The organism is Halobacterium noricense (genome assembly GCF_021233435.1).
GTDB classification, from domain to species: Archaea; Halobacteriota; Halobacteria; order Halobacteriales; family Halobacteriaceae; genus Halobacterium; species Halobacterium noricense.
In genome coordinates, this window is the sequence record NZ_CP089468.1 from 461753 (window position 1) to 484472 (window position 22720).

Genomic DNA, 22720 nt, shown 5'->3' on the forward strand with positions numbered 1-22720 from the left:
ATGGCTGTACGGAGCGGGAGCATCAGCGCGCGTAGCGCGCTGTTCGCTGCGCGAACGGAGTGAGCGCAGGACGTTTTTAGCGTAGCTTTTTGCGAGGAGCGGTGCGCGAGCGAAGCGAGCGCACCCGACGAAGTAAAAAGGTCCTTCTACTCGACGTAGTCGATGTCGTCGATTTCGCTGTCGCCGCCGTCGGGCTCGGGTTCGGGCTCGGGCTCGGGGGCGTCGTTGCGGCCGTAAATCTGCGGGGAGGCGACGCCGGTGACGACGACCATGGTGCGCATTTCGCCGTCGAGGTCTTCGTCGATGCTGGTCCCCCAGATGATGCGGGCGTCGGGGTCGATGCGGTCGTAGAGCTGCTCGACGACGCCTTCGGCCTCTTCGATGCTCATGTCCGGTCCACCAGTCACGTTGACGAGCGCGGAGTTCGCAGAGGAGATGTCGACGTCGAGCAGTGGGGAGCGTAGCGCGCTCTTGACGGAGTCCGCAGCCTTCGCGTCGGAGTCGGCTTCACCGAGGCCGATCATGGCGACGCCGCCCTTCTCCATGACGGTGCGAACGTCGGCGAAGTCGAGGTTGACGAGGCCGGGCTTGGTGATGAGTTCCGTGATGCCCTTCACGGAGCGCATGAGGACTTCGTCCGATACTTTGAACGCTTCCCGGACGGGGAGCTTGCCGACGGAGTCCAGGAGGCGGTCGTTGGGGACGACGATGACGGTGTCGGCAACGTCGCGGAGGCGTTCGAGGCCGGCTTCGGCGTTCGTGCGGCGGACCTCGCCCTCGGCGGTGAACGGCGTAGTGACGATGGCGATGGTGAGCGCGCCGGCTTCGCGGGCGGCCTTCGCGACGACGGGCGCGGAGCCAGTACCGGTGCCGCCGCCGAGACCGGCGGTGACGAACACCATGTCCGAGCCCTCGATGGAGTCCCGAATTTCGTCCTGAGATTCGAGAGCGGCTTCCTCGCCGACCTGCGGGAGCGAGCCGGCACCTCGGCCCTGGGTCTTCTGTTGGCCCATGAGAATCTTGGTGTCGGCCTCGATTTCGACGAGGTGCTGGACGTCGGTGTTGGCGGCGACCAGCGATGCGCCGTGGATGCCCTCCTCGAACATTCGGTCGATAGTGTTCGAGCCCGCCCCGCCACAGCCCACGACCGTGATGCTCGTCTGGAGCTCTTGGAGGACGTCCTCGAGTTCGTCGTCAGTCATCTCGCCGGTGGGGACGCTGGCAGTCGACCCCTCCGATGGGACGTCACCTGCCTCCGAAGCCGAGTCCTCCTCGGCTTCGTCGATGGCGTCCTGCACAATCGAATCCATGTTGCGTAACGGGTAGCGTGTGAGGCTTAATTACCTTTCCCCTCCGCGTCGGACGGGCGTCGCACGCGCTCACGCGTCCGCTCGCGGAATCCGACCGAAACGGTGGTCGTCTCGGTGCGGGTGACGTCTGCAGGTCGGATTTCCGCGTCGTCGACGGCCACGGGTTCACCGGCGGCGAGTGTCCCGAACTTCGGGCCTTCGGGAACGCCGAGTTCGCTGGCAGCGGCGGGGTCGAACGCGTCTCGCGTCGCGGCCAGCGTGGCGTCCTCGCGGGTCACGTCGTAGTCGCGTTCCAGAATGGCTGCGACGCTGTCGAGGAACGCGTCGTAGGCCTCGTCGTCCGCGAGCGCGGCGGGGCCGGCGAGTCGGTTGCCGTTCTCGTCGGTGGCGTAGGCGAGCGCGGTCTCGGCGGCGGCGTCGACGGCCGCCTCGGGGTCGGTCGCGTGGACGGTGTCGAGCAGGTCGGCAGGCAGGTCGACGACCGCGTAGCCGCCCTCGTAGCCCACAGCAGGCGTGCCGAAGCGGAGGCCGTCGTCGACTGTGCCAACGCGTTCTTCGACGCTGTCCACGAGGTCGAGGGGGACGTCGTCGGTTTCCCGGACCCACGTCTCGCTGACGACGCGGTAGCCCAACTCCGAAACGACGCGCTCGACGGCGGGTTTGTCCCCGTCCACGACGGCGTGCTCCGCGCCGCTCGCCTCGAACATCCGCTCGATGACGTCTCGGTGGTCCTCAGGGTCGCCGAGGTCGTCGAGACACCAGTCGGCGGCGACGTGGCCGACGCCCCAGTCGGTCTCTCTGACGATGCGGGTGGGGCGAGGCGCGTAGTGGCCGCCGCCGAACGCGACGAGCGCGCGGTCCGAGCGCGCATCGATGCCACGGAGGTCGAGGACAGCCTGCGCGACTGCTCGCGCTCCGTCCGGGTCGTCCCACTGCGCCTCGTCGCTGCCGAGTTCCACGAACATCGACGGCGCGCTCACCTCGGTCGGGCCGTGGTGCGTGCACTCCATGCCGACCTCGTAGCCGTCGGGAGCGTGCTCGCGGAGCGCGTCGACGACCTCGCGGTGGGCGTTCGGGCAGGCGTCCGCGAGTGCGCGGTCCTCGCCGCCGTACTCCGCGCCTCCGAAGTTCCCGGTGTGGTGGGCGGTCAGCAGTGCGCCGGTGTCGCCGGCGTGCCGGGAGACGACCACCACGTAGTCGGGGTCGTCGAAGGCCGCCGCGGGATCCTCGAGGTCGATGTGGAGGTCGTCGAACTCCCGGAGCTCGAACCCCTCCGCGCGGTAGACGCCGTCCCCGGTCTGCTCGAAGCCGCCGAGCGCCAGCAGCTGCTCGCCGATGTGTTCGGACGCGCTGTCGGCCCGGCTCACGACGATTCCAATCACGGCCCGCGGTACGCGGCGGCCCGTAAAACGACTGCCGTTCCCCGACGAACTGGCCGCGTCCCGCGTCGCTACTCGAACGCCGAGCGAGCGCCGCGTGCGGTAACTCGGAGGAGCCGGGCGACGGACTCGCGGCGGCGAACGAGCAACACCGCGGCGAGTGCGAGGTAGACGACAGTGTAGGCGTACAGCACGAGGATGCTGAGTTCGGTCGCCCGGGGTTCGGCGACCAGCCGGATGATGCCGAACTCCACGAACACCTGCGTGAGGAACAACCCAAGGAGCGTGACGCCCTCCCAGACAGCGATGTTGAGGTTCGCGAGGATGGCGATGGCGAAGAGGCTCTGGGCGGCGGTAATCCAGATTTCGGCGGCCTGCTTCTCGTCGAACGGGAGCGTGGCGATGCCACCGTACGCGATGCTGTAGACGACCGCCAGTGTCCCGATGAGTAGCGTCCACTGGTTGAGCTTCGAGGAGATGAGTGCGTTGAACCCGGCCGTCGAGCGCGCCTTGTTCACGAGGTAGATGACGACGATGAGCTCGGGTGCCTCGGAGGCCAGCGGCGCAATCCACTGAATCATGAAAAACGGTGGGATGCCGGCCCCCTCGCCGAGCACTTCGAGGCCGTGCGCGAACGGGTGGACGGCGGTGTAGATGACCGCGCCGGAGAACGCGAACAGCACGAGCACGGTGAGGACGCGAATCGGCCGCCGGAACTCCTGGAGGTACGCGGGGACGCCGACGTGTTCGGTGTCGTGGGAGACGTCGCCGCGGATGATGATGGCGATGTAGGCCGTGAACAGTCCCACGAGCACCACCGTGTCGACGATGTCGATGCCGCCCCGGAGCGGCACGAGGAAGGCGTACGCGGTCGCCGCGAGCAGGAACGTGATTTCGGTGGCGATGGCGGGGTCGAGGTTGACGACGCTGCGGAGGCCGCCGCGCTGCTCGACCGCGGGGTCGTTCGAGGAGCGGGCCTTGTAGACGGTGAACAGCGCGACGCCGGACCACCCGAGCCCGATGAGGATGCGGTTCGCGCCGGTCATGTTCGCCACCGCGAGGTTCGCGGCTTCGATGCCGCGCGCGGTCCCGGCGTTCGCGCCGGCGGTCCACGCGTACAGCGCGTCGACGGCGTACTCTGGGGCGACTGCGAGCACCGCGAGCACGGCGATGGCGAATGCGGGCGGTACGTCCTTCTCGGCGGTCTCGGCACCCCACGCCAGCAGGAACGCCGCGCCGAGCACGGCGATACCGCTGACCGCGACGGTCGTGGCTTCGCCGAATCCGTACGCGTCGGGGCCGCCGGTGAGGAAGACGCCGACCCACGGCGCGGTCAGCAGCGTCGCGAGCGCCAGCGCCGTCAGTGGGTGTCGCAACTGCGCTCGAACCATACCCACACTGTCCGCGAAGCGCTTCCTAACGCTTGCGGTTGGGCGACGAATTCCGGGTTACGGCAGCAGGAAGTAGACGAAGCCGACGTAGCCGACGACCAAGCCAGCGCCCTCGACGCGCGTGATGCGGTCGCCGAACGCCATGATGGCGAGCGCGGCGACGGTGAACGCCAACATCACGGGGAACTCGTAGCCAATCGTCGACCCGGACACCGAGATGGGGACGACGACGGCGACGACGCCGATGACCGCGAGCACGTTGTAGATGTTCGACCCGACGACGTTCCCGATGGAGAACTCGGCCTCGCCGCGAATCGCGCTCACCAGCGACGTCGCCAGTTCGGGGACGGAGGTTCCGAACGCGATGATGGTGAGGCCGATGAAGAGGTCGTCGAAGCCCCACGCCATGAGGACGCCGCGCCCGCCGTCGATGAGCGCGCGGGAGCCAGCCAGCAGGAGAACGATTGCACCGACGAGCGTAACGTACTCGCGGAGTCCGGCGGTTGTGGCGTCTTCGTCCATCTCGACCTCCTCGGGGAGCGCGATGTCGTCCTCCTGCTGGGACTTGTAGTAGAGGAAGCCGGTGAAGCCGGCCAGCAGCGCGAGGAGGACGACGCCGTCCAGCGTACCGATGCTGCCGTCGAGCCCGAGGCCGACGAGCGCGACGGCGGCCGTGAACATGAACGGGCCGTGCTGGTAGAGCGTCTTGTCGTCGACTTCCATCGGGCGGACGAGCGCGGACGCGCCGAGCACGAGCCCGATGTTGGCGATGTTCGACCCCACGATGTTGCCGAGCGCGATGCTGTCGGAGGCGGTCAGCGCGCCGGTGGCGCTGACGAACAGCTCGGGCGCGGTGGTGGCGAACGCGACGATGGTGACGCCGACCGTCGCCGCCTTCACGCCGTGGGAGAGCGCGAGGGCGGACGCCGCGGCGACGAGGAACTCGGCACCGACGTAGAGCAGCAGGATGCCGACGAGCAGTATCGCGCCGTCGGCGAGGAGTGTGCCGGCCATACGCCGGGAAACTGGCTCGCGGGCAAAAACCGTTCGGAGTGGGTATCAGTTATAAACGGGCGGCGAATGGGTCGACGCGTGCAGGTATTCGGACTCGTCGGGAACCCGGTCGAACACTCGCTGTCGCCGCCGATGCACGAAGCCGCCTACGACGAACTCGGGCTGGACGCCCGCTACGTCACCTTCGAGCCGGCACGCAAGGACGTCGAGGCTGCAATCGAGGGCGCGGACGCGCTCGGCGTCGCCGGCTTGAACGTCACCATCCCGTTCAAGCAGGCGGTCCTCGACGTCGTCGACCCGGACGACCTCGCGGCCCGCATCGGCGCGGTCAACACCGTCGACTTCTCCGGGAACACCGTCACCGGCCACAACACGGACGCGGAGGGCGTGCGTCGCTCGTTCGCCCACCACGACGTCGAACTGGACGGCCGCGACGCGGTCGTCGTTGGTGCGGGCGGCGCGGGCCGCGCGGCGGCATTCGCGCTCGCCGACGCCGGTGTGACCGTCAGCATCGCCAACCGAACCGTCGAAACCGCGGAGCTACTGGCCGACGACGTCGGCGACGCCGTGTCCGCCCACGGCCTCGACGCGCTCCCCGAACTGCTCGCGGACGCCGACGTGCTCGTGAACGCGACGAGCGTCGGGATGGAGGCGGACGAATCGCCCGTTCCGGCGGCCGCGCTCCACGCCGACCTCGCGGTGCTGGACGCGGTGTACGCGCCGCTGGAGACGCGGCTGCTCCGGGACGCCGACGCCGCGGGCGCGACGACCATCGACGGCGCGTGGATGCTCCTGTTCCAGGGCGTCGCGGCGTTCGAACTGTGGACGGGTCGAGACGCGCCGATAGCCGCGATGAACGACGCGCTGCGCGCGAAACTCTGACCGTCGGGCACGGGTTTAAGTGCAGTCGGGGGATATAGCCAGCTAATGGGACTGCTCTCGACACTCAAATCGCTGCTCGGAATGGAGGAAGAGGGCCGCTCCACCGGGAGTGGCGTTGACGTGACCGTCGAACACGAGCCGTCAGCGGAATCCGAGCGAGCGGTCAAGGAATCGGACGCGGAGCACGAAGCCGAAGCTGAAACCGAAGCGGAAGACGAGGCGGAAGGCGTCGACGAGCCGGTCGCGACGGAGACCGACGCGGCCGCCTCCACGGAGTCGCTGGTCGACGACGAGCACACCGACGACCCGACGCGGGCCGCCGAGCCCGCCGAGGCCGCGAGCCCCGGCGAAGAGGAGACGCCGACGTCGGTCGACGGCGAGCCTGTCACCGTCCTGAAGGGCATCGGGCCGGCGTACGCCGACCGCCTCGAAGACGCGGGCACCGAGACCGTCGCGGACCTCGCCGCGGCCGACTCCGAGGAGCTCGCCGAGCGCGTCGACCTCTCCGCAAAGCGCGTCGGTCGCTGGGTGGACACCGCCCAAGACTACGAGTGATGGCGGTCTCGGGACGACTCTCAGTCGCCCGCAACCGACCGACGCATGGGTGAGCCGGCGACCGTCGTCACCGACCGCGTGGACGTTCGAGCCGCCGCAGCGGACGCGTCGACTGACGCGCGCGTCGTCGTGGAAGCCCGCGTTCCGGTCGACGACCCCTTCGAGGCGTACCGGCGCGCTCGCGGGGACGACCCCGAATTCTACTACGAGACCACGGGTGGGAGCGACGGCTGGGGGTACTTCGGCGTCGCGCCTGACGAGCTGTTGACCGTCGGGGCCGGCGAATCCGGCGCGCTCGACGTGCTCGCGGACCGCACTGGTGTCCCGGTCCTGTGCGGCGACTGCGAGGTGCCCCACCCCGGCGGCCTGTTCGGCTGGCTCTCCTACGACGTCGCCCGCGACCTCGAAGCCCTCCCCAGAGACGCCGTCGACGACCGCGAACTCCCTCGCCTGCAGTTCGGCGTCTATCCAGTCGTCGCCGCCTGGCGCGAGCCCTTCGCGTCCGACGACCCGCTCCGGCTCGTCGCCACCGTCCCGCTGGACGGCGACGCGGACGCTGCTTTCGACGCCGGCGTCGAGCGCGTGCAGGCGCTCGCCGCCCGAGTCCGCGACGGTGACCCCGGCGTCGGACCGCCGCCGACCGACGACCGCGGGGGCTTCGAGAGCGCGTGCGGCCGTGCCGCCTACGAGGACCGCGTCCGCACCGTCAAGGAGCACGTCCGGGACGGCGACACGTTTCAGGCGAACGTCAGCCAGCGCCTCGAAGCCCCGGCGAGCGTCCATCCGGTCGCGGTGTACGCCGCGCTGCGCGACACCAACCCCGCGCCGTACTCCGGGCTCGTGGAGTTCCCGGGCATCGACCTCGTGTCCGCCAGCCCCGAACTCCTGCTGGCGAAGCGCGGCCGCGACCTCGTCACCGAACCCATCGCCGGCACCCGACCCCGCGGAGACACCGACGAGGCGGACGCCGCCCTCGAAGCCGACCTCCGGCGCGACGAGAAGGAGCGCGCCGAGCACGCGATGCTCGTGGACCTCGAACGCAACGACCTCGGGAAGGTCGCCGACTACGGCAGCATCGAGGTCGACGAATACCGCCGCGTGGACAAGTACAGCGAGGTGATGCACCTCGTCAGCGAGGTTCGGGGCCATCTCCGCGAGGAGTGCACGCTCGCGGACGCCGTCGCCGCGGTGTTTCCCGGGGGAACTATCACCGGCGCGCCCAAGCCCCGGACGATGGAGTTACTCGACGAGGTGGAAGCCACTCGCCGCGGCCCCTACACCGGGAGCATGGCGGCCGTCGGGTTCGACGGCGACGCCACGCTCAACATCGTCATCCGCACGCTCGTCCGATTCCGCGACGAGTACCACCTGCGCGTCGGCGCAGGAATCGTCCACGACTCGGACCCGAGCGCGGAGTACGACGAGACCCTCGACAAGGCTCGCGCGCTCGTGACCGCCATCGACGACGCGCTCGACCGCACCGGCGACGCGTTCGCGCTCCGCGAGGAGGAGGGCGAGCAGTGACCGTCCTCGTCGTGGACAACTACGACTCGTTCGCGTACAACCTCGTCCAGTACGTCGGCGAACACGCCGACAGCGTGGTCGTCCGCCGTAACGACGAAATCGACGTCGAGGCCATCCGCGACCTCGACCCGGACGGCATCGTCGTCTCGCCCGGCCCTGGCACGCCCGACGACGCCGGCGTCTCGATTCCCGTCTTCCGCGACCTCGACTACCCGACGCTGGGCGTCTGCCTCGGCCACCAGGCGCTCTGTGCGGCCAACGGCGCGCCCGTCGAGCACGCGCCGTCGGTCGTCCACGGGAAGTCCTCGGTCGTCCGCCACGACGGCCGCGGCATCTTCGCGGGGCTCCCGGAGCGCGTCGAGACCGGCCGCTATCACTCGCTGTCCGTGCCCGAGGCCGGACTCCCCGACGACCTCGTGCCGACCGCGTGGACCGTCGACGAGCACGCCGACGGCATGGTGATGGCGGTCCGCCACCGCGAGCGACCCCACGCGGGCGTCCAGTTCCACCCCGAGAGCATCCTCACGCCGACCGGCGAGCACCTAATCTGTGGCTTCGTAGAGACGTGTACTACCACGTAGACGGCGAGGTCGTGGCCGCCGAGGACGCCACGGTGAGCGTCCGCGACCGCGGGTTCCAGTACGGCGACGCCGCCTTCGAGACGTTGCGCGCGTACGGCGGCCAGGTGTTCGCGTGGGACGCCCACGCCAGCCGCCTCCAGGCGACCTGCGACGCGCTCGGTATCGACCACGGGCTCGCGGACCGCGACCTCCGCGGCCGTATCCACGCCACGCTCGCCGCCAACGACCTCACCGAGGCCTACGTCCGTCTCACCGTCTCCCGAGGCGTCCAGTCCGGGCGGCTCACACCTGACGAGGACACCGACCCGACGGTCGTCGTCGTCGCCGAGGAACTCCCGCGCGGCGGCGTCGACGGCGAACGCGTCTGGAACGAACCCGCGACGGTCGCCACTGCCGCAGTCGAACGCGTTCCCGACGACGCGCTCCCCGCAGTCGCGAAGACCCACAACTATCTCAACGGCGTCCTCGCGCGCATCGACGCCGACAGCGCCGACGAAGCCATCCTCCTCGACGCCGACGACCGCGTCACCGAGGGTGCCACGAGCAACGTCTTCTTCGTCGACGATGGTACGCTCCACACGCCCAGCCTCGACCTCCCGGTCCTCCCCGGCGTCACGCGCTGGGCGGTCCTCGAACTCGCCGAGGACCTCGGCGTCTCCGTCGAGGAAGGCCACTACACGCCCCGCGACTTGCGCGCCGCCGACGAACTGTTCCTCACGAACACCACGTGGGAAGTCCGGCCCGTCGCCGCCTACGACGACACTACCTACACCACGTGCAAGGTCGGCGCGCGCCTCGCCCGCGCGTTCGCCGAGGAAATCGAGCAGAGACATTACTAACGCACTTTTTGCGCTGCGTGAGGTGCGCTCCGCGCACCTCACTCGGCAAAAACTTGCGGAAAAAGCACTCCTCCTTCACTTCGCGCCTACGGCGCTCCGTTCAGTCGTCGGCCCGAGCGCTCACTACGTTCGCGCTCGGTGAACCGCTCGCGCCGTTCGGCGCGAGCGGATGCTCGAGGAACGCCGGCCGCTTCCGGTATCCTAAAACCAATTGGGTCGATAGCCGGAGTCGATGGGAGACGAGCGCATCGCTGCGGTCGAGGAGGTGCCGGCCGAGGGAACGCTGCTGTACACGCTCGCCGACGGCGGCGACGAGCGCGAGGCCATCCTGCTGAAACTCTCAGACGGCACCGTCACATCGTTTTTGAACTACTGCATGCACTGGACGGACGTGAAACTCGACACGGGTGACGGCGCGCCCGTGCGGAACGGCGACGTGGTCTGTCGCAAGCACGCCGCGACCTTCGAGAAGGACTCCGGAGTCTGCACGCACGGCCCCTGCGAGGGCGCACACCTCGACCCCGTCGCGGTCGAGGTCCGGGACGGCGACGTCTTCCTCGCGGCCGACGACTACGAGTTCGTGCGGGCGGGCGTCGAGAATGACGACCCCGCCGACCTCTCGACGTCCCCTGGCGCGCGCCTCGGCTTCTAATCGTCCTCGACGACGAACGCGGGCTCCTCGATGCTCTCGCTCTTGCACTCGGGGCACCGCGACGGCACGTTCACGGGGTCGTCGAAGCCGTCGAACCCGCAATCCCGGCACTCCGGCGGCTTCACGAGCAGTTCCTCGTCGGTCCCTTCCAGCGTCTTCGAGAGGTGACGGACGTGGGTCAGCACCGTGCCGCGCGAGACGCCGAACTCCTCGGCGAGGCCGCTGGGCGTGTCGGGGCGCTCGCGGAGTGCGTCGCGGATGCGTTCACGGGTGGTCTGGTCGTCCATGCCCGGACAGGGCGGCTGGATGAAAAAGGACTTATCGGACGCACGGCACGGTCGGGGTATGAAAGCCGTCGTCCTCGCCGGCGGGTACGCGACCCGGTTGTGGCCCATCACGAAGCACCGGCCGAAGATGTTCCTCCCGGTCGGCGACTCGACAGTCATCGACGAGATTTTCGCGGACCTCGAAGCCGACGACCGCATCGAGGAGGTGTTCGTCTCCACGAACGAGCGCTTCGCGGAGGACTTCCGCGAGTACCTCGCCGACAGCGACTTCCAGAAGCCGACGCTCACCGTCGAAGACACCTCCGAGGAGGACGAGAAGTTCGGCGTCGTCGGCGCGCTCGCCCAGCTCGTCAACCGCGAAAACGTCGACGACGACCTCGTCGTGGTCGCCGGGGACAACCTCATCAGCTTCGACATCGCGGAGTTCGTGGACTTCTTCGAGGCGAAGGGGACGCCCGCGCTGGCCGCCTACGACGTCGGTAGCCTCGAACGCGCGAAGTCCTACGGGCTCGTGGACCTCGACGGCGACGAGGTCGTCGACTTCCAGGAGAAACCCGAACACCCCAAGAGCACGCTCGTCTCCATCGCGTGCTACGCGTTCCCCCGTGAGACGCTGCCCGACCTCCAGACGTACCTCGAAGAGGGCGAGAACCCCGACGAGCCCGGCTGGTTCCTCCAGTGGCTGCAGGCCCGCCAATCCGTCCACGCGTTCACCTTCGAGGGCGCGTGGTTCGACATCGGCACGCCGGAGTCGTACCTCGACGCCGCGCGCTGGAAGCTCGACGGCGACAACCTCGTCAGCGACGACGCCGTCGTGGAGAACACCACCATCGGCGAGAACGTCCACGTGATGGCCGACGCCGAACTCCGCAACTCCAGCGTCGACAACTCCGTCATCTTCCCGGACGCGACGCTGCACGACTGCGACGTCCGCGACTCCATCATCGACGAGCAGACCCACCTCGAAAACATCGACTTCGCGGGCGCGCTCATCGGCGCGCACACCACGATTTCCAACGGCGAATAATCAACAGACGGATTTGGCGTTCACGCCCATCGATTCGAGCGCCTCGACGTACTCTTCGTAGGCGACGTTCACGACCTCGACAGCCGCCGCTCTCGCGCGCTCGATATCCGCTTCGTCTTCTGCTACGTTCGCGAGCAGGGAGAGCGCAGCCTCGGTGTCCGCGTCGGTGTCGGCGCGCAGTTCCCGAAACAGGTCCGCGCGTGCTTCGTCGGCGCTGTTCACGAAGTAACTCACGAACTGCGCGAGCGTGCGCTCCGCGACGAGGCCGCGGCCGACGACGCCGCCCGCGCGCTCGACGGTGTCGTCGAGGTCGCGGAGGTAGTCGTGGACTGCGCCGGATTCGGCAGCCACGTCGTCGCCGAGTTCCGCGGCGACGCGCTCGTAGTGGTCGCGCTCGCGCTCCGCAAACGCGGCGAACGTCTCGGCGGCGTCACCAGTTTCGTCCGCCGCCCACGCCGCGAACACGTCGGCTGCGGCGGCCTCGCTGGCGGCGGCCGCGCGCAACACCGTCTCGTCGTCGAGGCTCGCGTCCGTGAGCGCGACGAGGCGCTTCGAGGAGCCGAGGCGGTCGAGTTCGGTCTCCACGGCGGCCGCGACGTCGTCGCGGAAGTCGTCGGCGTTCATACCGCTCGATTCGCGCGCCGTGCACGTGAGCTTTTGCCACTCCCGACCCTACGTCCGGCTGTGACTTCGCCAGCCATCACGCCACGCGACCTCTACGACCGCATCCGGAGCGGCTCGGTCTCCGTGCTGGACGTCCGCGACCGCGACGAGTTCGAGGCGTGGCACGTCGACGGCCCCGACGTGACCGCCGCCCACGTCCCCTACATGCAGTTCGTCTCGGCGCAGGTCTCGGGCGACACGGCCGACCTCGTCCCGGACGAACTGGACGAGCCAATCGTCGTCGTGTGTGGGGTCGGCGAAGCCAGCGACGAGGTCGCGGCGGTCCTCCGCGAGGAGGGCGTCGACGCTGTGAACCTCGACGGCGGGATGGAGGCGTGGGCGGACCTCGTGGTCGAGCACGACCTCGGCGAAGGTGTCGTGCAGTACGAGCGGCCGTCCTCCGGTTGCCTCTCCTACCTGCTTGCGGACGGCGACGAAGCAGTGGTCGTCGACCCACTGGCGGCCGCGAGCGAGCGGTACGCCGACGACGCGGCCGAGCGCGGCCTCGACCTCCGGTGGGCCGTCGACACGCACGTCCACGCGGACCACTTCTCGGGAGTCCGTGCGGTCGCCGCGAAGACGGACGCCGAGCGCGTCCTCCCCGCGGGGGCGACGGAGCGCGGCCTCGACTACGACGCGACGCTGCTCGCGGACGGGGATTCGCTCCAAGTCGGCGACCGCGAACTCGTGGCGCGGCACGCGCCCGGCCACACCACCGAACTCGTCGTGCTGGAGTGGGGTGACGCGTTGCTCACCGCGGACTGCCTGTTCCTCGACGGCGTGGGTCGCCCCGACCTCGAGGACGCCGACCGCGCCCGCAAACTCGCCGCGCGGCAGTACGACACGCTCCACGACCTGATTTTCGCGTACCCGGACGACACCCGTGTGCTCCCCGGGCACGTCGAGGCGACGACACCGCTGGCGGACGACGGTTTCGCTCGGAGTCTCGGCGCAGTTCGGGAGTCGCTGGACGTCGCGGACCTGTCGCGCGAGGCGTTCGTGGACGCGCTCACGACGGACCTGCCGCCGCGGCCGGCGAACTACGAGACAATCGTCGTGACGAACCTCGGCCAGCGAGAACTCGACGCGGAGACGCTAGAACTGGAGCGCGGGCCGAACAACTGCGCGGTGTCCTCGACGTGACTCAGTCGTCGTCCGCTGCGGCCGCCCCCGCGGCGGCGTCTTCCTCGATGCTCGGCGGGTACTTCCCGCGGTCGAGTTTCAGGTCCGACTGCGGGCGCGCCATGCACGTCAGCGCGTAGTTCTGTGCTTCCGCCTCGGTGAGCCCGCGGACGGCGGGCTGGGTGACGTCGCCCTCCTCGATTTTCGCGGAGCACGCCAGGCACATCCCGACGCGGCAGGAGTACTCCTGGGCGATGCCCGCTTCCAGGCAGGCCGACAGCACGGTCTCCTTGTCGGAGACCTGAATCTCCTCGCCGGTTCCGACGAACTCGACGGTGTACTCGGTCATAGCTGGCGGTTGCAGGAGAACGGGTAAAACTCTTTGTTCGTCCGTGTCCGCGCCGGAAGGACAGATTGTACGTAAAGAGTTTTCCTCGCGGGCGCGAACCCGAAGAGTATGACCACCCACGAGTCCGAGACCGACTCGCACAGCGAGTCGACTCCCCAGACGTGGTCTGGGGATGTAGTCGTCGTCGGGGCCGGCACTGCGGGCTGTTACACGGCCGCGACGGTGGCGAAGGCCGGCTACGACGTCGCCGTCGTCGAGCGAAAGTCCGAGGCGGAAGCCGGACACATCGCCTGCGGCGACGCCCTGAAGGGCGCGGACGCGTTCCCGGAAGCCATCCCGAAAGAGCGACTGGAGCCCGCGTTCACGAACACGGGCGTCGACCACGGGCGCTTCGAGATTCCTCAAGAGGACACCGTCCTCGAAATCCCCGTCCCCGGCGAATTGGCAGTCATCGACCGGTGGGAGTACGGCCGCCGCATCATCGAGGCGACCGAGGACGCGGGCGCGGACTTCTACTACGACGTCGTCGTGCAGGACGTGCTCCAGGACGACGACGGCACCGTCACCGGCGTGAAGGGCACGCGCCGCGGCGGCGTCCACGAGTTCGACGCCGACGTCGTCGTCGACGCGGCGGGCGCGCTCTCCATCCTTCAGGACAAGACCGACTTCTCGAACGCGACCTTCGACACGAACGTCTCCTACTCGCAGTTCTGCTCGGCGTACCGCGAAATCGTCGAAGTCCCCGAGGAGGTCGAGTGGGACGACGCGCTCGTGTTCAAGCCCACGGAGCGCGCCGCGGGCTACCTCTGGTACTTCCCGCGGACGAGCACCGAAATCAACGCGGGGCTGGGCTTCCAGATGAACGAGGAGCCCATGGAACTGGTCGACGACCTGAAGCAGGACCTCCGCCAGCGCGAGGAGTTCGAGGGCGGCGAGGTCACGGACAAGCTCGGCGCGGCGCTGCCGACGCGGCGGCCGTACGACTCCGCGACCGCGCCCGGCTACATGGCCGTCGGCGACGCCGCGGCGCACGTCAACCCGACGACCGGCGGCGGCATCGCAGGCGCCGCGTACGCCGGCAAGTACGCCGCCGAGGCAGCCATCGACGCCATCGAGGCCGGCGACGTCTCCGAGGCGATGCTCTGGGAGTACAACGAGCGCGTGATGGACCACTACGGCGCGCGCTACGCCGCGCTCGACGTCTACAACATCCTCTCGACGGCGGTCGACGTCGACGACCTGATGGGGCTGCTCGCGTCGCTCCCCGGCGAGAAGCTCGCGGAAGCGCTCTACGGCGGCAGCACGGAGTTCAGCCTCCAGTTGAAGGTCGTCACCGCGCTGAAGTCCTTCGGCTACTGGTCGAACATCTGGGAGTTCTACAAGACCAAACAGCAGGCCGACCGCCTCCTGGAGCACTACGAGAACTACCCCTCCAGCCCGGACGCGCTCGCCGACTGGCAGACCCAGCGAGACGACATCATGGACGACGTCTACGAAGTCACTGGCGCGGACCCGAAGTACTGACTACGGCTGCTCGCGGGCCACCCGCAGAATCGCTTCTGTGAGACTCTCCACGCCGATACTAATCGACCGCTCGTCCACGTCGAACGTGGACGTGTGGTGGCCGCCGGGGTGGTCGGTACCGACGCAGACGTAACACGCCAAGCCACCCTGTTCCTGCACGCGTTTCATGAGGAAGGTGGCGTCCTCGCTGCCGCCGAGGTCGTCGCGGTCCAGAACAGAATCGACGCCCGCCACGTCCGCGGCTTCCGCACCGAAGACGTCGCGGAGTTCGTCGTCGCTGGTGGCGCTCGGTGCTTCGCCCTTCGTGGAGAGTTCGACCTCGCAGTCGTGCATCTCCGCGGCCGAGTGCAGCACGCGGTCGGCTTTCTCCTTCATGTAGCGCATCAGCTCGGTGGTCTCGCCGCGGACCTCGCCCTCGACGAAGGCGTCCTCGGGGATGATGTTCGTCGCGGTGCCGCCGCCCGCGCGCCCGGCGTTCACGCGCGTCGCGCCGCCGTCGTGGCGCGGAATCGCGTAGAGGTTCTGGATGGCAGTCGCCATCGCCTGCACCGCGTTCCGGCCCTGTTCGGGGTGGGCTCCGGCGTGCGCGGGTTCGCCGTCGAACTCCGCGAGCAGGTGGCTGACCGCGAGGAAGCCGTCGATGCCCGCGACCACCTCCCCCGTGGGGTAGTCGAGGCCGAGGTGGACCGCGTAGAGGTAGTCCACGTCGTCGAGGTGACCGCTCTCCGCGACGGCCTTCCCGCCGCCGACGCGCTCCTCCGCGGGCTGGAAGACGACTTTGAACGTGCCCGCGAAGTCGCTGGCTGCGATTGCTTCGAGGACGCCGACGCCGATGGCAGCGTGGCCGTCGTGCCCGCAGGCGTGCATCTGCCCCTCGTGCTCGGAGCGGAACCCCTCGCTCGCGGGATGGTGGTTGCCGCTCTCGGACTCGGTGATGTGGAGCGCGTCGATGTCCACCCGTAGCGCGACGGTCGGCCCCTCGCCGCGTTCGAGCATCGCGACGGCACCCGTGTGGCCGCCCTCCAGTCGTTCGAGAATCTCTGGGTCCGCACCCTCGTCGCGGGCGCGCTCGAACCAGTCCGCGAGTTCGTCGTCCTCGGGCACCGCCATTCGCGCCTCCGGGTCGATTGCGTCGCGGCCGACGTGGAGTGTGTCCACGCCCCCAGAACTCGGAGAGTTTTGGTGTGCAGACGAATCGCGTTGCGATTCGTCGACGCCGATTCGTCGGCACGCCTCGACGATGCGCGCGGTCGTGTAGAACTCACACCACGCCGGCTCCGGGTGGCGGTGGAGGTCCCGGCGCAGGGCCACCAGCCGCTCGGCCGTGTCAGCGCTCATGTCTCCGGGGAGGCGCGGCTACCACATAAACCGTCACGTCCCACGATGTAGGTTTTTAATACGTGCGGCGAAGTGAGGGAAACACGTATGGCAACCGACGACAGCGACGTAGCGGACGAATTACACGATTCCGGCGAAGGCGGCGGCCACGACATCGAGTTCTACGGTGGCCGCATCGCGAGCGCGATGCCGCTCGTGCTTTTCGTCGCGTGGGCCATCTTCCAGAGCGGCGTCTTGCAGGTCAGCGACACGACCGGCCTCGTCATCGGCATGCTCGCGGCGCTCGTCGTGGGCATGTTCTTCACGAAGGGGTCGTGGGCGTCGTACGCCAACACCATCTTCGAAGGGATGACCCAGCGGGTCGCAGCCACCGCCATCGTCGCGTGGCTGTGGGCCGGCATGTTCGCACAACTGCTCCAGGACGGCGGCTTCGTGCAGGGACTCGTCTGGGCCGCGGACGTGGCCAGCGTCTCCGGGCCGCTGTTCCCCGCAGTCACGTTCCTGCTCGCCGCGCTGTTCACCACCGGTATCGGTACCGGGTACGGCGGGACTATCGCGTTCACGGGGCTGTTCTACCCCGCGGGCGTGTTGCTCGGCGCGAACCCCGTGTTGCTGTTCGGTGCCATCCTCTCCGGGGCCGTCTTCGGCGACAACCTCGCCCCGGTCAGCGACACCACCATCGTCTCCGCGGTCACGCAGGACGCCGACATCGGCGGCGTCGTCGCGTCGCGGTTCAAGTACGCCATCCTCGCCGCGGTGATTGCGTTCGCCGGCTACGTCGTCGCCGGCCAGGTGATGCCGGGCTCGGACGTCGCCACGAGCGCGAGCGCGTCCCTCGACGGCCAGCCGCTCGGACTCGTCCACGTGCTATCGATGCTGACGGTCATCGGCCTCGCGGTCGCCGGCCGCCACATCGTCGAAGCCATCTCGTGGGGCATCATCGTCGCGCTCGTGTTCAACGTCGGCTCCACCCTCCTCGCGTCGTGGGGCGTCATCGAGAGCGGGCTCCAGACCGCGCCCGCGCTGCTGTTCCGCGCGCCCGCCAGCTCCGGGCTGGCGCAGTCCCTCGACTGGCTGCCGTTCGTGCTCACCGTCGAGGAAGGCACGGGCGTCGTGGGCAGCCTCTACGGCGGCGCGTCCGGGTTCTTCCCGCTCATCGTGCTCACGCTGCTCATCGTCGCCGGTGCCCGCATCATGATTCAGGGCGGCGGCTTCGAGGCGATTCAGGCGTTCCTCCTGAACCGCGTCGCGACGAACGTCCGCCGCGCCGAGACCACGATGGTTCTCGGCACCGCGACCGTCAACGCGATGATTACCATCAACACCGCCGCGGAGATTGCCATCGCGCCGTACATCGCGCGCATCGGCGAGCGGTTCAACATCAACGGCTACCGGCGCGCGAACATCCTCGACGCCAACACCAGCGCGCTCGGCTACATCTTCCCGTGGGGTGGCGGCGTGCTCGCCGGCTACGGGGCGATGCGCGGGCTCGGCGAGAACATTCCCGTGGTCAACCCCATCGACGTCTGGCCGTTCGTCTTCCACGGCTGGCTGCTCTTTTTCGTCTTCCTGGCGGCCGCCGTCACGGGGTACGGCCTGGAGTACGTTAGCGACCGCGAATCCGAGGAGGTGAGTCGCGCATGACGCTCGGCTCGTTCCTCGCGGGCGTCGGCTTCCGCACGAACACGCCGGCGTTCGAGGCCGGCGAGGAGATTACGGCGTTCGTTACCGGCGTCGAGGACGGGACGGCCGTCGCGCGCGTCGGCGACTCGAAGCTCCGCATCTCGAACGCGCCCGCCGACCCCGTCGACACGCTCGTGCGCCTGCGCGTCGAGGGATTCAACGAGGACACGCACGTCGGGCAGGCGGAGTACCTCGAAACCGTCGGCGAGAGCTCGTTCTAGCTCGCCGGCGCCGTCGCTATCGCTTCTCGACGTCGTCCAGGAGAGTTAGAGAGAAATCCCAGCTACGAGGAACCCAGCGGCTTCACTTGCTCCAGTTCGGCCTCGACGTGGACGCTGTCCGGGAAATTCCGCTCCATGATGTCGCGGGCGAGGTCGTCGTGGCCGTACAGTTCGATGCGGCGGCGGTAGACCGTGTAGTGCCACGCGCCGGTCTTCTCGTCGTCGCGGCCGCCGAGGCAGCTGTACAGCGGGACGGACTGCTCGTCCGGGCTGTCCGAGTGCGGGCCTTTCATTTCCGCGCCCTTTCGACGGCACGTCGCCTTGATGTCGGCGACGACGCCGTCGAGGGCGGCTCGGTCGCCGCTCTTCAGCGAGAGTTTTGTGACGAAGGTCATAGCTGGGGGTGCTGTACGAACGCACACGCTCCACCGTGAAAAAGCGTGTGTTTAGCGGGCTGGCGCGTGCCAGTCACCCACCCACTCCGACATTCTCTTAACTGGTCGTCCACTACTTCGTGTTAATGACGGTCGAAGCGACCAGCGCCGGAGCCATCTTGTTCCGCGACACGCGGGACCGGCGCGAATACCTCCTCCTGAAGAGCCGGCCCGGGGACTGGGAGTTCCCGAAGGGCGGCGTGGAGGGGGACGAAGAGCTCCAGCAGACGGCTATCAGAGAGGTACAGGAGGAAGCCGGCATCGAGGATTTCCGGCTCTTGGACGGCTTCCGAGACGACTACGACTACGTGTTCGAGGCAAACGGCACTCGCATCCACAAGACGGTCCACCTGTTCGTCGCGAAGTCCTTCGAGGCGAGCGCCGAACTGTCGAACGAACACTCGGACCTGCAGTGGCGCGACTACGAGCAGGCCATTAACACGATTACGCAGGACGGCCCGCGGGACATCCTCCGGGACGCCCACGAGTTCATCGACCAGCAACTCGAAGAAGCCTGACCGGTCTCCCACCGGTCGCTATTTTACTGCCCCGTAGCGGTGCTTCTCTCCCGACGGGATCAGCGAAAGACGTAGGAGGACGAGCGGCCTCACCCCTCTCGTGGTCGACTCCGAGTTCGCGTTCGAACTCCGCGTCTGCGCGTGGGCCGAACACCACTGGCACCCCGACGGCGAGCGCCCCTGCATCGTCGCGCGCCAGCTCGGCACGAAGCGGCGGCGCTGGGACACCGTCGTCGTGGAGGTCGACCCCGAAGCGCTGGCGGCGCGCGCGAACTTCGGCACCGACCGACTCGACTCGGACCTCCTGCACGTCGTCCGGAACGCACCCGAGGACTGGCAGTACTACCGGGACGCGCTCCCGCACCCCGGCTACCCGTGGCGCTACGTCCGCGAGGCAATCCACGAGGCCGCCGACCGCGGCGTCGTGGAGACGCGGCGGAACGGGAACAAGATAGAACTCAAGCGGAAGTGGCCGTACCCCGACTGGGTCGAGCGCATCGTCGCAATCGAGAACAAGCCCGACCTCGACGCCGCCGCGGCGGACGCGCTCGCCGACCAACTGGAGCGCGACGTGGCGCTCGGACTCGCCGACGAGGTGTGGCTGGCGACCGAGTCCAGCGACGAGCGCGGCACCGAGCGCGCGCTGTTCGCGGAGATGCCAGTCGAAGCTGGCGTCCTCACGTTCGCGGACGGCGAGGCGTCGGTTGCGTGGCACCCGCGGTCGCTCTCTCCCGACGGCGTCGGCACCAGAATCACCGAGCGGCCCGCCGGCAGCGAGTTCGACCAGTCGCCCGCGAGCTTCGAGTACGTCGACGCCGACTGGAAGGCCGACAAGCGACTCGCTATCGCCGAACGCGCGTACGAACGGGGCTGGCGGTCGTACCTCGACACGATGCGGCCGGACTGCCGGCACTTCGCGGTCCAGCGAGACGCACATGGTTACGTGCCGTACTGCGCAGCGAAGGGCCGCGAACAGACGGCCGCGGAGTGCTCGGGATCGTGTCCCGAGTACGAGCCCGAGCCACCCACGTGGCGACAGGGCGGGTGGCCAATCGAGGGTGGGCCGGGCGCGACGATTCGGCGCATCCTCGACGAACGCCGGCAGCGAGAGCGGTAGCTGGTCGGGTTCGTCTCGGACGTCGGAGGGGCGCTACTGGACGAGTTCGAACTCGATGACGTGTTCGTCGCCGTACGTCGCCTGGTGTTCGTCGCGGAATTCGAAGACGTCGTCTAACGCCTCCATCTCGCGCGTGAAACTACACAGTGTGCAGGTCACCGTGTAGGGCATGGAAAACCACTACTCGAAGATACGGTCTCCAGATGGATAGTGTCCCACATTTACCACATAATCAACAGCGACAGTCGGCACGAGCGGCCGGCAGCGTCAGGCTTCCGAGGCGGCGGACTGCTCGTCGTCGCGCTCCGCGATGTTCACGTCCTCGCGCGGGACCGCGAGCTTGTACGTCGGGACGGTGCGGTGTTCGACGGTCACGATGCCCTTGCGCTTGAGCGTCTGGAGCGCGCGCCGAACGTCCGCCGATTCGAGGTCGGGCACGTCGAACTCGTCGCGGACCGCGTGCAGCACCGAGACGACGCTCTCGGCGCGCTCGTCCGGGCCGGCGATGACCGCGAACACGCGGCGCTCGTTCTCGGACATGTGGACGGCGGGTGCCTCGCCGCTCTCGGGCGCTTTCCCGACGAGTTCGGCGGCCTCCGCGGTCGCGCGAATCAGGCTGTTCTCGTCGCGGTAGTAGTAGTCCCGCAGCTCCGACTCGAGGTACTGGTGGACGTCGCTGCCGCTTTCCACGTCCCAGCGGTCCTGGAGCACGCCGTTTTTCGTCGGCTGGAGTTCCACGATGTCCGCCAGCCGCTCGCGGTCCTCCTCGGAGAGGGTCATGGAAGTCGGTACTCAGCGCCAGTATTTCGGGCTTGCGAAGACCCCGGCCATTATTTGCGCCGTCCACGTCCACACGCGCATGGCAGACACAGTCCGCTCCGAGTTCGAGGACGGCGTCGCGACCGTCACCGTCGACCGCCCCGAGAGCCTGAACGCGCTCAACGTCGAGACGCTGCACGCACTCCACGACGCCGTCGAGGAGGCCGAACGGCGGGACGCTCGCGTGCTCGTGCTCACGGGTGCCGGCGACGACGCGTTCGTCGCGGGCGCGGACATCGCCCACATGGCCGAGATGGACTCTCAGGAAGCCCACGAGTACGCCGAACTCGGTCACGACCTCGCGGACGCCATCGAGTCGTTCCCCGTGCCGGTCGTCGCCGCCATCAACGGCTACGCGTTCGGCGGCGGGATGGAGCTCGCGCTCGCCTGCGACCTCCGCGTCGCCAGCGAGACCGCCGTGCTGGGGCAGACCGAAATCGACCTCGGCATCATCCCGGGCTGGGGCGCGACCCAGCGGCTGCCCCAGCTCGTCGGCGACGAGACCGCGCGCCGCCTCGTCTACTTCGGCGACCGTCTCGACGCCACCGACGCCTACGAGGAAGGCCTCGTCGGCGAAGTCGTCGCACACGACGAGCTCGACGACCACGTCGCCGAGCTCGCGGCCGACCTCGCGACCAAGTCACAGACGGCGCTCAGCGCCGCCAAGGACGCTATCAACCAGAGCCACGAGACGCCACTCGACGCCGGGCTGGAGTACGAACGCCGGACGTGGGCGAGCCTGTTCGGGAGCCACGACCAGCGCGAAGGCATGCAAGCGTTCCTCGACGACCGCGAACCGGACTTCGAGTAGTCCAATTAGAGGGGCAACAGTTAGGGACGTATGCCTGGTACGGTCCAGCATGGCACCCGACGTGAAACTCAACGAGCTCCGGGCGGAACTCGACTCGCTCACCTACCCCGCGACCCGCGAGGACGTCCTCGCGGAGTTCGACGACGTTGTGTTGCGGTACGCGGACGGCGAAGAACGCCTCGGGGACGTCGTCGGCCGCGTCACCGAGGACGTGTTCGTCAGCCCCGACGACCTCGAAGCCGCCCTCTACAACAACCTCCCGACGGAAGCCGTCGGCGAATCCGGCCAATCGGAGGGCGACGGGTGAAACAAGGGGCTTAACTTACACGACGGCGTTCACGTCGTATGGAGTTCTGCGACGAGTGCGGCTCGATGATGAAAGCGGAGGACGGCCTCTGGGTCTGCGGCGGCTGCGGGAACAAACAGCCCAAAGACCCCGACGCCTCCTTCGTCGTCACCGAAGGGCAGGAAGAGACCGAAATCGTCGACGTCAGCGACGCCCAGGACCGTGGGCTCCCGACGACGGAAGTGGTCTGCCCGAACTGTGAGAACGACACCGCTCACTGGTACATGCAGCAGATTCGGTCCGCCGACGAATCCGAGACGCGTTTCTTCATCTGCACGGAGTGCGAGCAGCGCTGGCGCGAAGACGACAACTAGAACGTACCTTTTTACTATGG

Annotated in this window: 26 protein-coding genes; 16 read left to right on the forward strand and 10 right to left on the reverse strand. The window is 68.5% G+C overall.

Annotated features, from left to right (window positions below; genetic code table 11):
• Positions 1-146 precede the first annotated feature (146 nt).
• The 4 genes from ftsZ to LT974_RS02625 form a co-directional block, all read right to left on the reverse strand.
• Positions 147-1310, reverse strand: coding sequence for a cell division protein FtsZ (ftsZ, locus tag LT974_RS02610; RefSeq protein WP_232589102.1), 1164 nt, complete (start codon positions 1308-1310; stop codon positions 147-149).
• A gap of 26 nt (positions 1311-1336) precedes the next feature.
• Positions 1337-2692, reverse strand: a complete 1356-nt coding sequence (locus LT974_RS02615) for a D-aminoacyl-tRNA deacylase (RefSeq protein WP_232589103.1) — start codon at positions 2690-2692, stop codon at positions 1337-1339.
• 68 nt (positions 2693-2760) lie between these two features.
• Positions 2761-4080 (reverse strand): sodium:calcium antiporter, encoded by a 1320-nt coding sequence (locus LT974_RS02620; protein WP_232589104.1) that lies wholly within the window; start codon positions 4078-4080, stop codon positions 2761-2763.
• Positions 4081-4137: 57 nt separating this feature from the next.
• Entirely contained in the window at positions 4138-5094 is a 957-nt protein-coding gene (locus tag LT974_RS02625) for a calcium/sodium antiporter (RefSeq protein ID WP_232589106.1), read from the reverse strand.
• 78 nt (positions 5095-5172) lie between these two features.
• Here LT974_RS02625 and LT974_RS02630 point away from each other — a divergent pair, with 78 nt between their 5' ends.
• The 6 genes from LT974_RS02630 to LT974_RS02655 all read left to right on the forward strand — a co-directional run bounded on the left by LT974_RS02630 (position 5173) and on the right by LT974_RS02655 (position 10127).
• Complete coding sequence (locus tag LT974_RS02630; protein ID WP_232589107.1) at positions 5173-5976, forward strand: shikimate dehydrogenase; 804 nt, start codon at positions 5173-5175, stop codon at positions 5974-5976.
• A gap of 45 nt (positions 5977-6021) precedes the next feature.
• A complete protein-coding gene (locus LT974_RS02635; RefSeq protein WP_232589108.1) occupies positions 6022-6531 on the forward strand; it encodes a helix-hairpin-helix domain-containing protein in 510 nt (169 codons plus the stop codon).
• Positions 6532-6576: 45 nt separating this feature from the next.
• Positions 6577-8055, forward strand: coding sequence for an aminodeoxychorismate synthase, component I (pabB, locus tag LT974_RS02640; RefSeq protein ID WP_232589109.1), 1479 nt, complete (start codon positions 6577-6579; stop codon positions 8053-8055).
• A complete protein-coding gene (locus LT974_RS02645) occupies positions 8052-8636 on the forward strand; it encodes an anthranilate synthase component II (protein WP_232589110.1) in 585 nt (194 codons plus the stop codon). Before pabB ends, LT974_RS02645 begins: the two co-directional genes overlap by 4 nt.
• Positions 8621-9475, forward strand: a complete 855-nt coding sequence (locus LT974_RS02650; RefSeq protein WP_232589111.1) for an aminotransferase class IV — start codon at positions 8621-8623, stop codon at positions 9473-9475. The genes LT974_RS02645 and LT974_RS02650 overlap by 16 nt, the downstream gene beginning before the upstream one ends.
• Positions 9476-9707: 232 nt before the next feature.
• A complete protein-coding gene (locus tag LT974_RS02655) occupies positions 9708-10127 on the forward strand; it encodes a Rieske (2Fe-2S) protein (RefSeq protein ID WP_232589112.1) in 420 nt (139 codons plus the stop codon).
• Here LT974_RS02655 and LT974_RS02660 read toward each other — a convergent pair.
• Positions 10124-10414, reverse strand: coding sequence for a transcriptional regulator (locus tag LT974_RS02660; RefSeq protein WP_232589113.1), 291 nt, complete (start codon positions 10412-10414; stop codon positions 10124-10126). The two genes, LT974_RS02655 and LT974_RS02660, sit on opposite strands and share 4 nt — an antisense overlap.
• A gap of 58 nt (positions 10415-10472) precedes the next feature.
• Between LT974_RS02660 and LT974_RS02665 the strand changes: the two genes are divergently transcribed.
• A complete protein-coding gene (locus LT974_RS02665; protein ID WP_232589114.1) occupies positions 10473-11441 on the forward strand; it encodes a sugar phosphate nucleotidyltransferase in 969 nt (322 codons plus the stop codon).
• On the opposite strand, the gene LT974_RS02670 is transcribed toward LT974_RS02665, so the two are convergent.
• The gene (locus LT974_RS02670; protein ID WP_232589115.1) at positions 11442-12065 is read right to left on the reverse strand and encodes a rubrerythrin family protein; all 624 of its coding nucleotides are present in this window, start codon (positions 12063-12065) and stop codon (positions 11442-11444) included.
• A gap of 60 nt (positions 12066-12125) precedes the next feature.
• Between LT974_RS02670 and LT974_RS02675 the strand changes: the two genes are divergently transcribed.
• Complete coding sequence (locus LT974_RS02675; RefSeq protein ID WP_232589116.1) at positions 12126-13247, forward strand: MBL fold metallo-hydrolase; 1122 nt, start codon at positions 12126-12128, stop codon at positions 13245-13247.
• Position 13248: 1 nt separating this feature from the next.
• On the opposite strand, the gene LT974_RS02680 is transcribed toward LT974_RS02675, so the two are convergent.
• Entirely contained in the window at positions 13249-13575 is a 327-nt protein-coding gene (locus LT974_RS02680; RefSeq protein WP_232589117.1) for a 2Fe-2S iron-sulfur cluster-binding protein, read from the reverse strand.
• Positions 13576-13683: 108 nt separating this feature from the next.
• Between LT974_RS02680 and LT974_RS02685 the strand changes: the two genes are divergently transcribed.
• Positions 13684-15099 carry a geranylgeranyl reductase family protein gene (locus LT974_RS02685; RefSeq protein ID WP_232589119.1) on the forward strand — a complete coding sequence of 472 codons (1416 nt, stop codon included), beginning with the start codon at positions 13684-13686 and terminating at the stop codon, positions 15097-15099.
• Here the strand turns inward: LT974_RS02685 and LT974_RS02690 are convergent, their stop codons facing one another.
• Positions 15100-16437 carry an amidohydrolase gene (locus LT974_RS02690; RefSeq protein ID WP_232589120.1) on the reverse strand — a complete coding sequence of 446 codons (1338 nt, stop codon included), beginning with the start codon at positions 16435-16437 and terminating at the stop codon, positions 15100-15102. It abuts the gene before it with no gap.
• Positions 16438-16524: 87 nt separating this feature from the next.
• On the opposite strand from LT974_RS02690, the gene LT974_RS02695 reads away from it, so the two are divergent.
• Positions 16525-18081 carry a Na+/H+ antiporter NhaC family protein gene (locus LT974_RS02695; protein WP_232589121.1) on the forward strand — a complete coding sequence of 519 codons (1557 nt, stop codon included), beginning with the start codon at positions 16525-16527 and terminating at the stop codon, positions 18079-18081.
• Complete coding sequence (locus tag LT974_RS02700) at positions 18078-18341, forward strand: DUF7513 family protein (protein WP_232589122.1); 264 nt, start codon at positions 18078-18080, stop codon at positions 18339-18341. Before LT974_RS02695 ends, LT974_RS02700 begins: the two co-directional genes overlap by 4 nt.
• A gap of 62 nt (positions 18342-18403) precedes the next feature.
• Here the strand turns inward: LT974_RS02700 and LT974_RS02705 are convergent, their stop codons facing one another.
• Complete coding sequence (locus tag LT974_RS02705; protein ID WP_232589123.1) at positions 18404-18736, reverse strand: uS10/mL48 family ribosomal protein; 333 nt, start codon at positions 18734-18736, stop codon at positions 18404-18406.
• A gap of 125 nt (positions 18737-18861) precedes the next feature.
• Here LT974_RS02705 and LT974_RS02710 point away from each other — a divergent pair, with 125 nt between their 5' ends.
• Positions 18862-19293, forward strand: a complete 432-nt coding sequence (locus LT974_RS02710) for a bis(5'-nucleosyl)-tetraphosphatase (protein ID WP_232589124.1) — start codon at positions 18862-18864, stop codon at positions 19291-19293.
• Between the two features lie 100 nt (positions 19294-19393).
• Positions 19394-20410 carry a DUF5787 family protein gene (locus LT974_RS02715; RefSeq protein ID WP_232589125.1) on the forward strand — a complete coding sequence of 339 codons (1017 nt, stop codon included), beginning with the start codon at positions 19394-19396 and terminating at the stop codon, positions 20408-20410.
• A 267-nt stretch (positions 20411-20677) separates the two neighbouring features.
• Here the strand turns inward: LT974_RS02715 and LT974_RS02720 are convergent, their stop codons facing one another.
• On the reverse strand, positions 20678-21190 hold the full coding sequence (locus LT974_RS02720) for a DUF5797 family protein (protein WP_232589126.1): 513 nt from the start codon (positions 21188-21190) through the stop codon (positions 20678-20680).
• 79 nt (positions 21191-21269) lie between these two features.
• Between LT974_RS02720 and LT974_RS02725 the strand changes: the two genes are divergently transcribed.
• Genes LT974_RS02725 through LT974_RS02735 form a run of 3 tightly spaced genes read left to right on the forward strand, consistent with a single transcriptional unit; the run spans position 21270 to position 22700 of the window.
• Complete coding sequence (locus tag LT974_RS02725) at positions 21270-22040, forward strand: enoyl-CoA hydratase/isomerase family protein (RefSeq protein WP_232589127.1); 771 nt, start codon at positions 21270-21272, stop codon at positions 22038-22040.
• Positions 22041-22089: 49 nt separating this feature from the next.
• On the forward strand, positions 22090-22347 hold the full coding sequence (locus LT974_RS02730; RefSeq protein WP_232589128.1) for a DUF5789 family protein: 258 nt from the start codon (positions 22090-22092) through the stop codon (positions 22345-22347).
• Between the two features lie 38 nt (positions 22348-22385).
• The gene (locus tag LT974_RS02735) at positions 22386-22700 is read left to right on the forward strand and encodes a transcription factor S (RefSeq protein WP_232589129.1); all 315 of its coding nucleotides are present in this window, start codon (positions 22386-22388) and stop codon (positions 22698-22700) included.
• Positions 22701-22720 lie beyond the last annotated feature (20 nt).

Coding starts and splice junctions, on each gene's coding strand:
- ftsZ (WP_232589102.1), bottom strand. CDS start 1,310: ATGGATTCGATTGTGCAGGACGCCATCGACGAAGCCGAGGAGGACTCG.
- LT974_RS02620 (WP_232589104.1), bottom strand. CDS start 4,080: ATGGTTCGAGCGCAGTTGCGACACCCACTGACGGCGCTGGCGCTCGCG.
- LT974_RS02625 (WP_232589106.1), bottom strand. CDS start 5,094: ATGGCCGGCACACTCCTCGCCGACGGCGCGATACTGCTCGTCGGCATC.
- LT974_RS02635 (WP_232589108.1), top strand. CDS start 6,022: ATGGGACTGCTCTCGACACTCAAATCGCTGCTCGGAATGGAGGAAGAG.
- pabB (WP_232589109.1), top strand. CDS start 6,577: ATGGGTGAGCCGGCGACCGTCGTCACCGACCGCGTGGACGTTCGAGCC.
- LT974_RS02655 (WP_232589112.1), top strand. CDS start 9,708: ATGGGAGACGAGCGCATCGCTGCGGTCGAGGAGGTGCCGGCCGAGGGA.
- LT974_RS02660 (WP_232589113.1), bottom strand. CDS start 10,414: ATGGACGACCAGACCACCCGTGAACGCATCCGCGACGCACTCCGCGAG.
- LT974_RS02665 (WP_232589114.1), top strand. CDS start 10,473: ATGAAAGCCGTCGTCCTCGCCGGCGGGTACGCGACCCGGTTGTGGCCC.
- LT974_RS02670 (WP_232589115.1), bottom strand. CDS start 12,065: ATGAACGCCGACGACTTCCGCGACGACGTCGCGGCCGCCGTGGAGACC.
- LT974_RS02680 (WP_232589117.1), bottom strand. CDS start 13,575: ATGACCGAGTACACCGTCGAGTTCGTCGGAACCGGCGAGGAGATTCAG.
- LT974_RS02685 (WP_232589119.1), top strand. CDS start 13,684: ATGACCACCCACGAGTCCGAGACCGACTCGCACAGCGAGTCGACTCCC.
- LT974_RS02690 (WP_232589120.1), bottom strand. CDS start 16,437: ATGAGCGCTGACACGGCCGAGCGGCTGGTGGCCCTGCGCCGGGACCTC.
- LT974_RS02695 (WP_232589121.1), top strand. CDS start 16,525: ATGGCAACCGACGACAGCGACGTAGCGGACGAATTACACGATTCCGGC.
- LT974_RS02700 (WP_232589122.1), top strand. CDS start 18,078: ATGACGCTCGGCTCGTTCCTCGCGGGCGTCGGCTTCCGCACGAACACG.
- LT974_RS02705 (WP_232589123.1), bottom strand. CDS start 18,736: ATGACCTTCGTCACAAAACTCTCGCTGAAGAGCGGCGACCGAGCCGCC.
- LT974_RS02710 (WP_232589124.1), top strand. CDS start 18,862: ATGACGGTCGAAGCGACCAGCGCCGGAGCCATCTTGTTCCGCGACACG.
- LT974_RS02720 (WP_232589126.1), bottom strand. CDS start 21,190: ATGACCCTCTCCGAGGAGGACCGCGAGCGGCTGGCGGACATCGTGGAA.
- LT974_RS02725 (WP_232589127.1), top strand. CDS start 21,270: ATGGCAGACACAGTCCGCTCCGAGTTCGAGGACGGCGTCGCGACCGTC.
- LT974_RS02730 (WP_232589128.1), top strand. CDS start 22,090: ATGGCACCCGACGTGAAACTCAACGAGCTCCGGGCGGAACTCGACTCG.
- LT974_RS02735 (WP_232589129.1), top strand. CDS start 22,386: ATGGAGTTCTGCGACGAGTGCGGCTCGATGATGAAAGCGGAGGACGGC.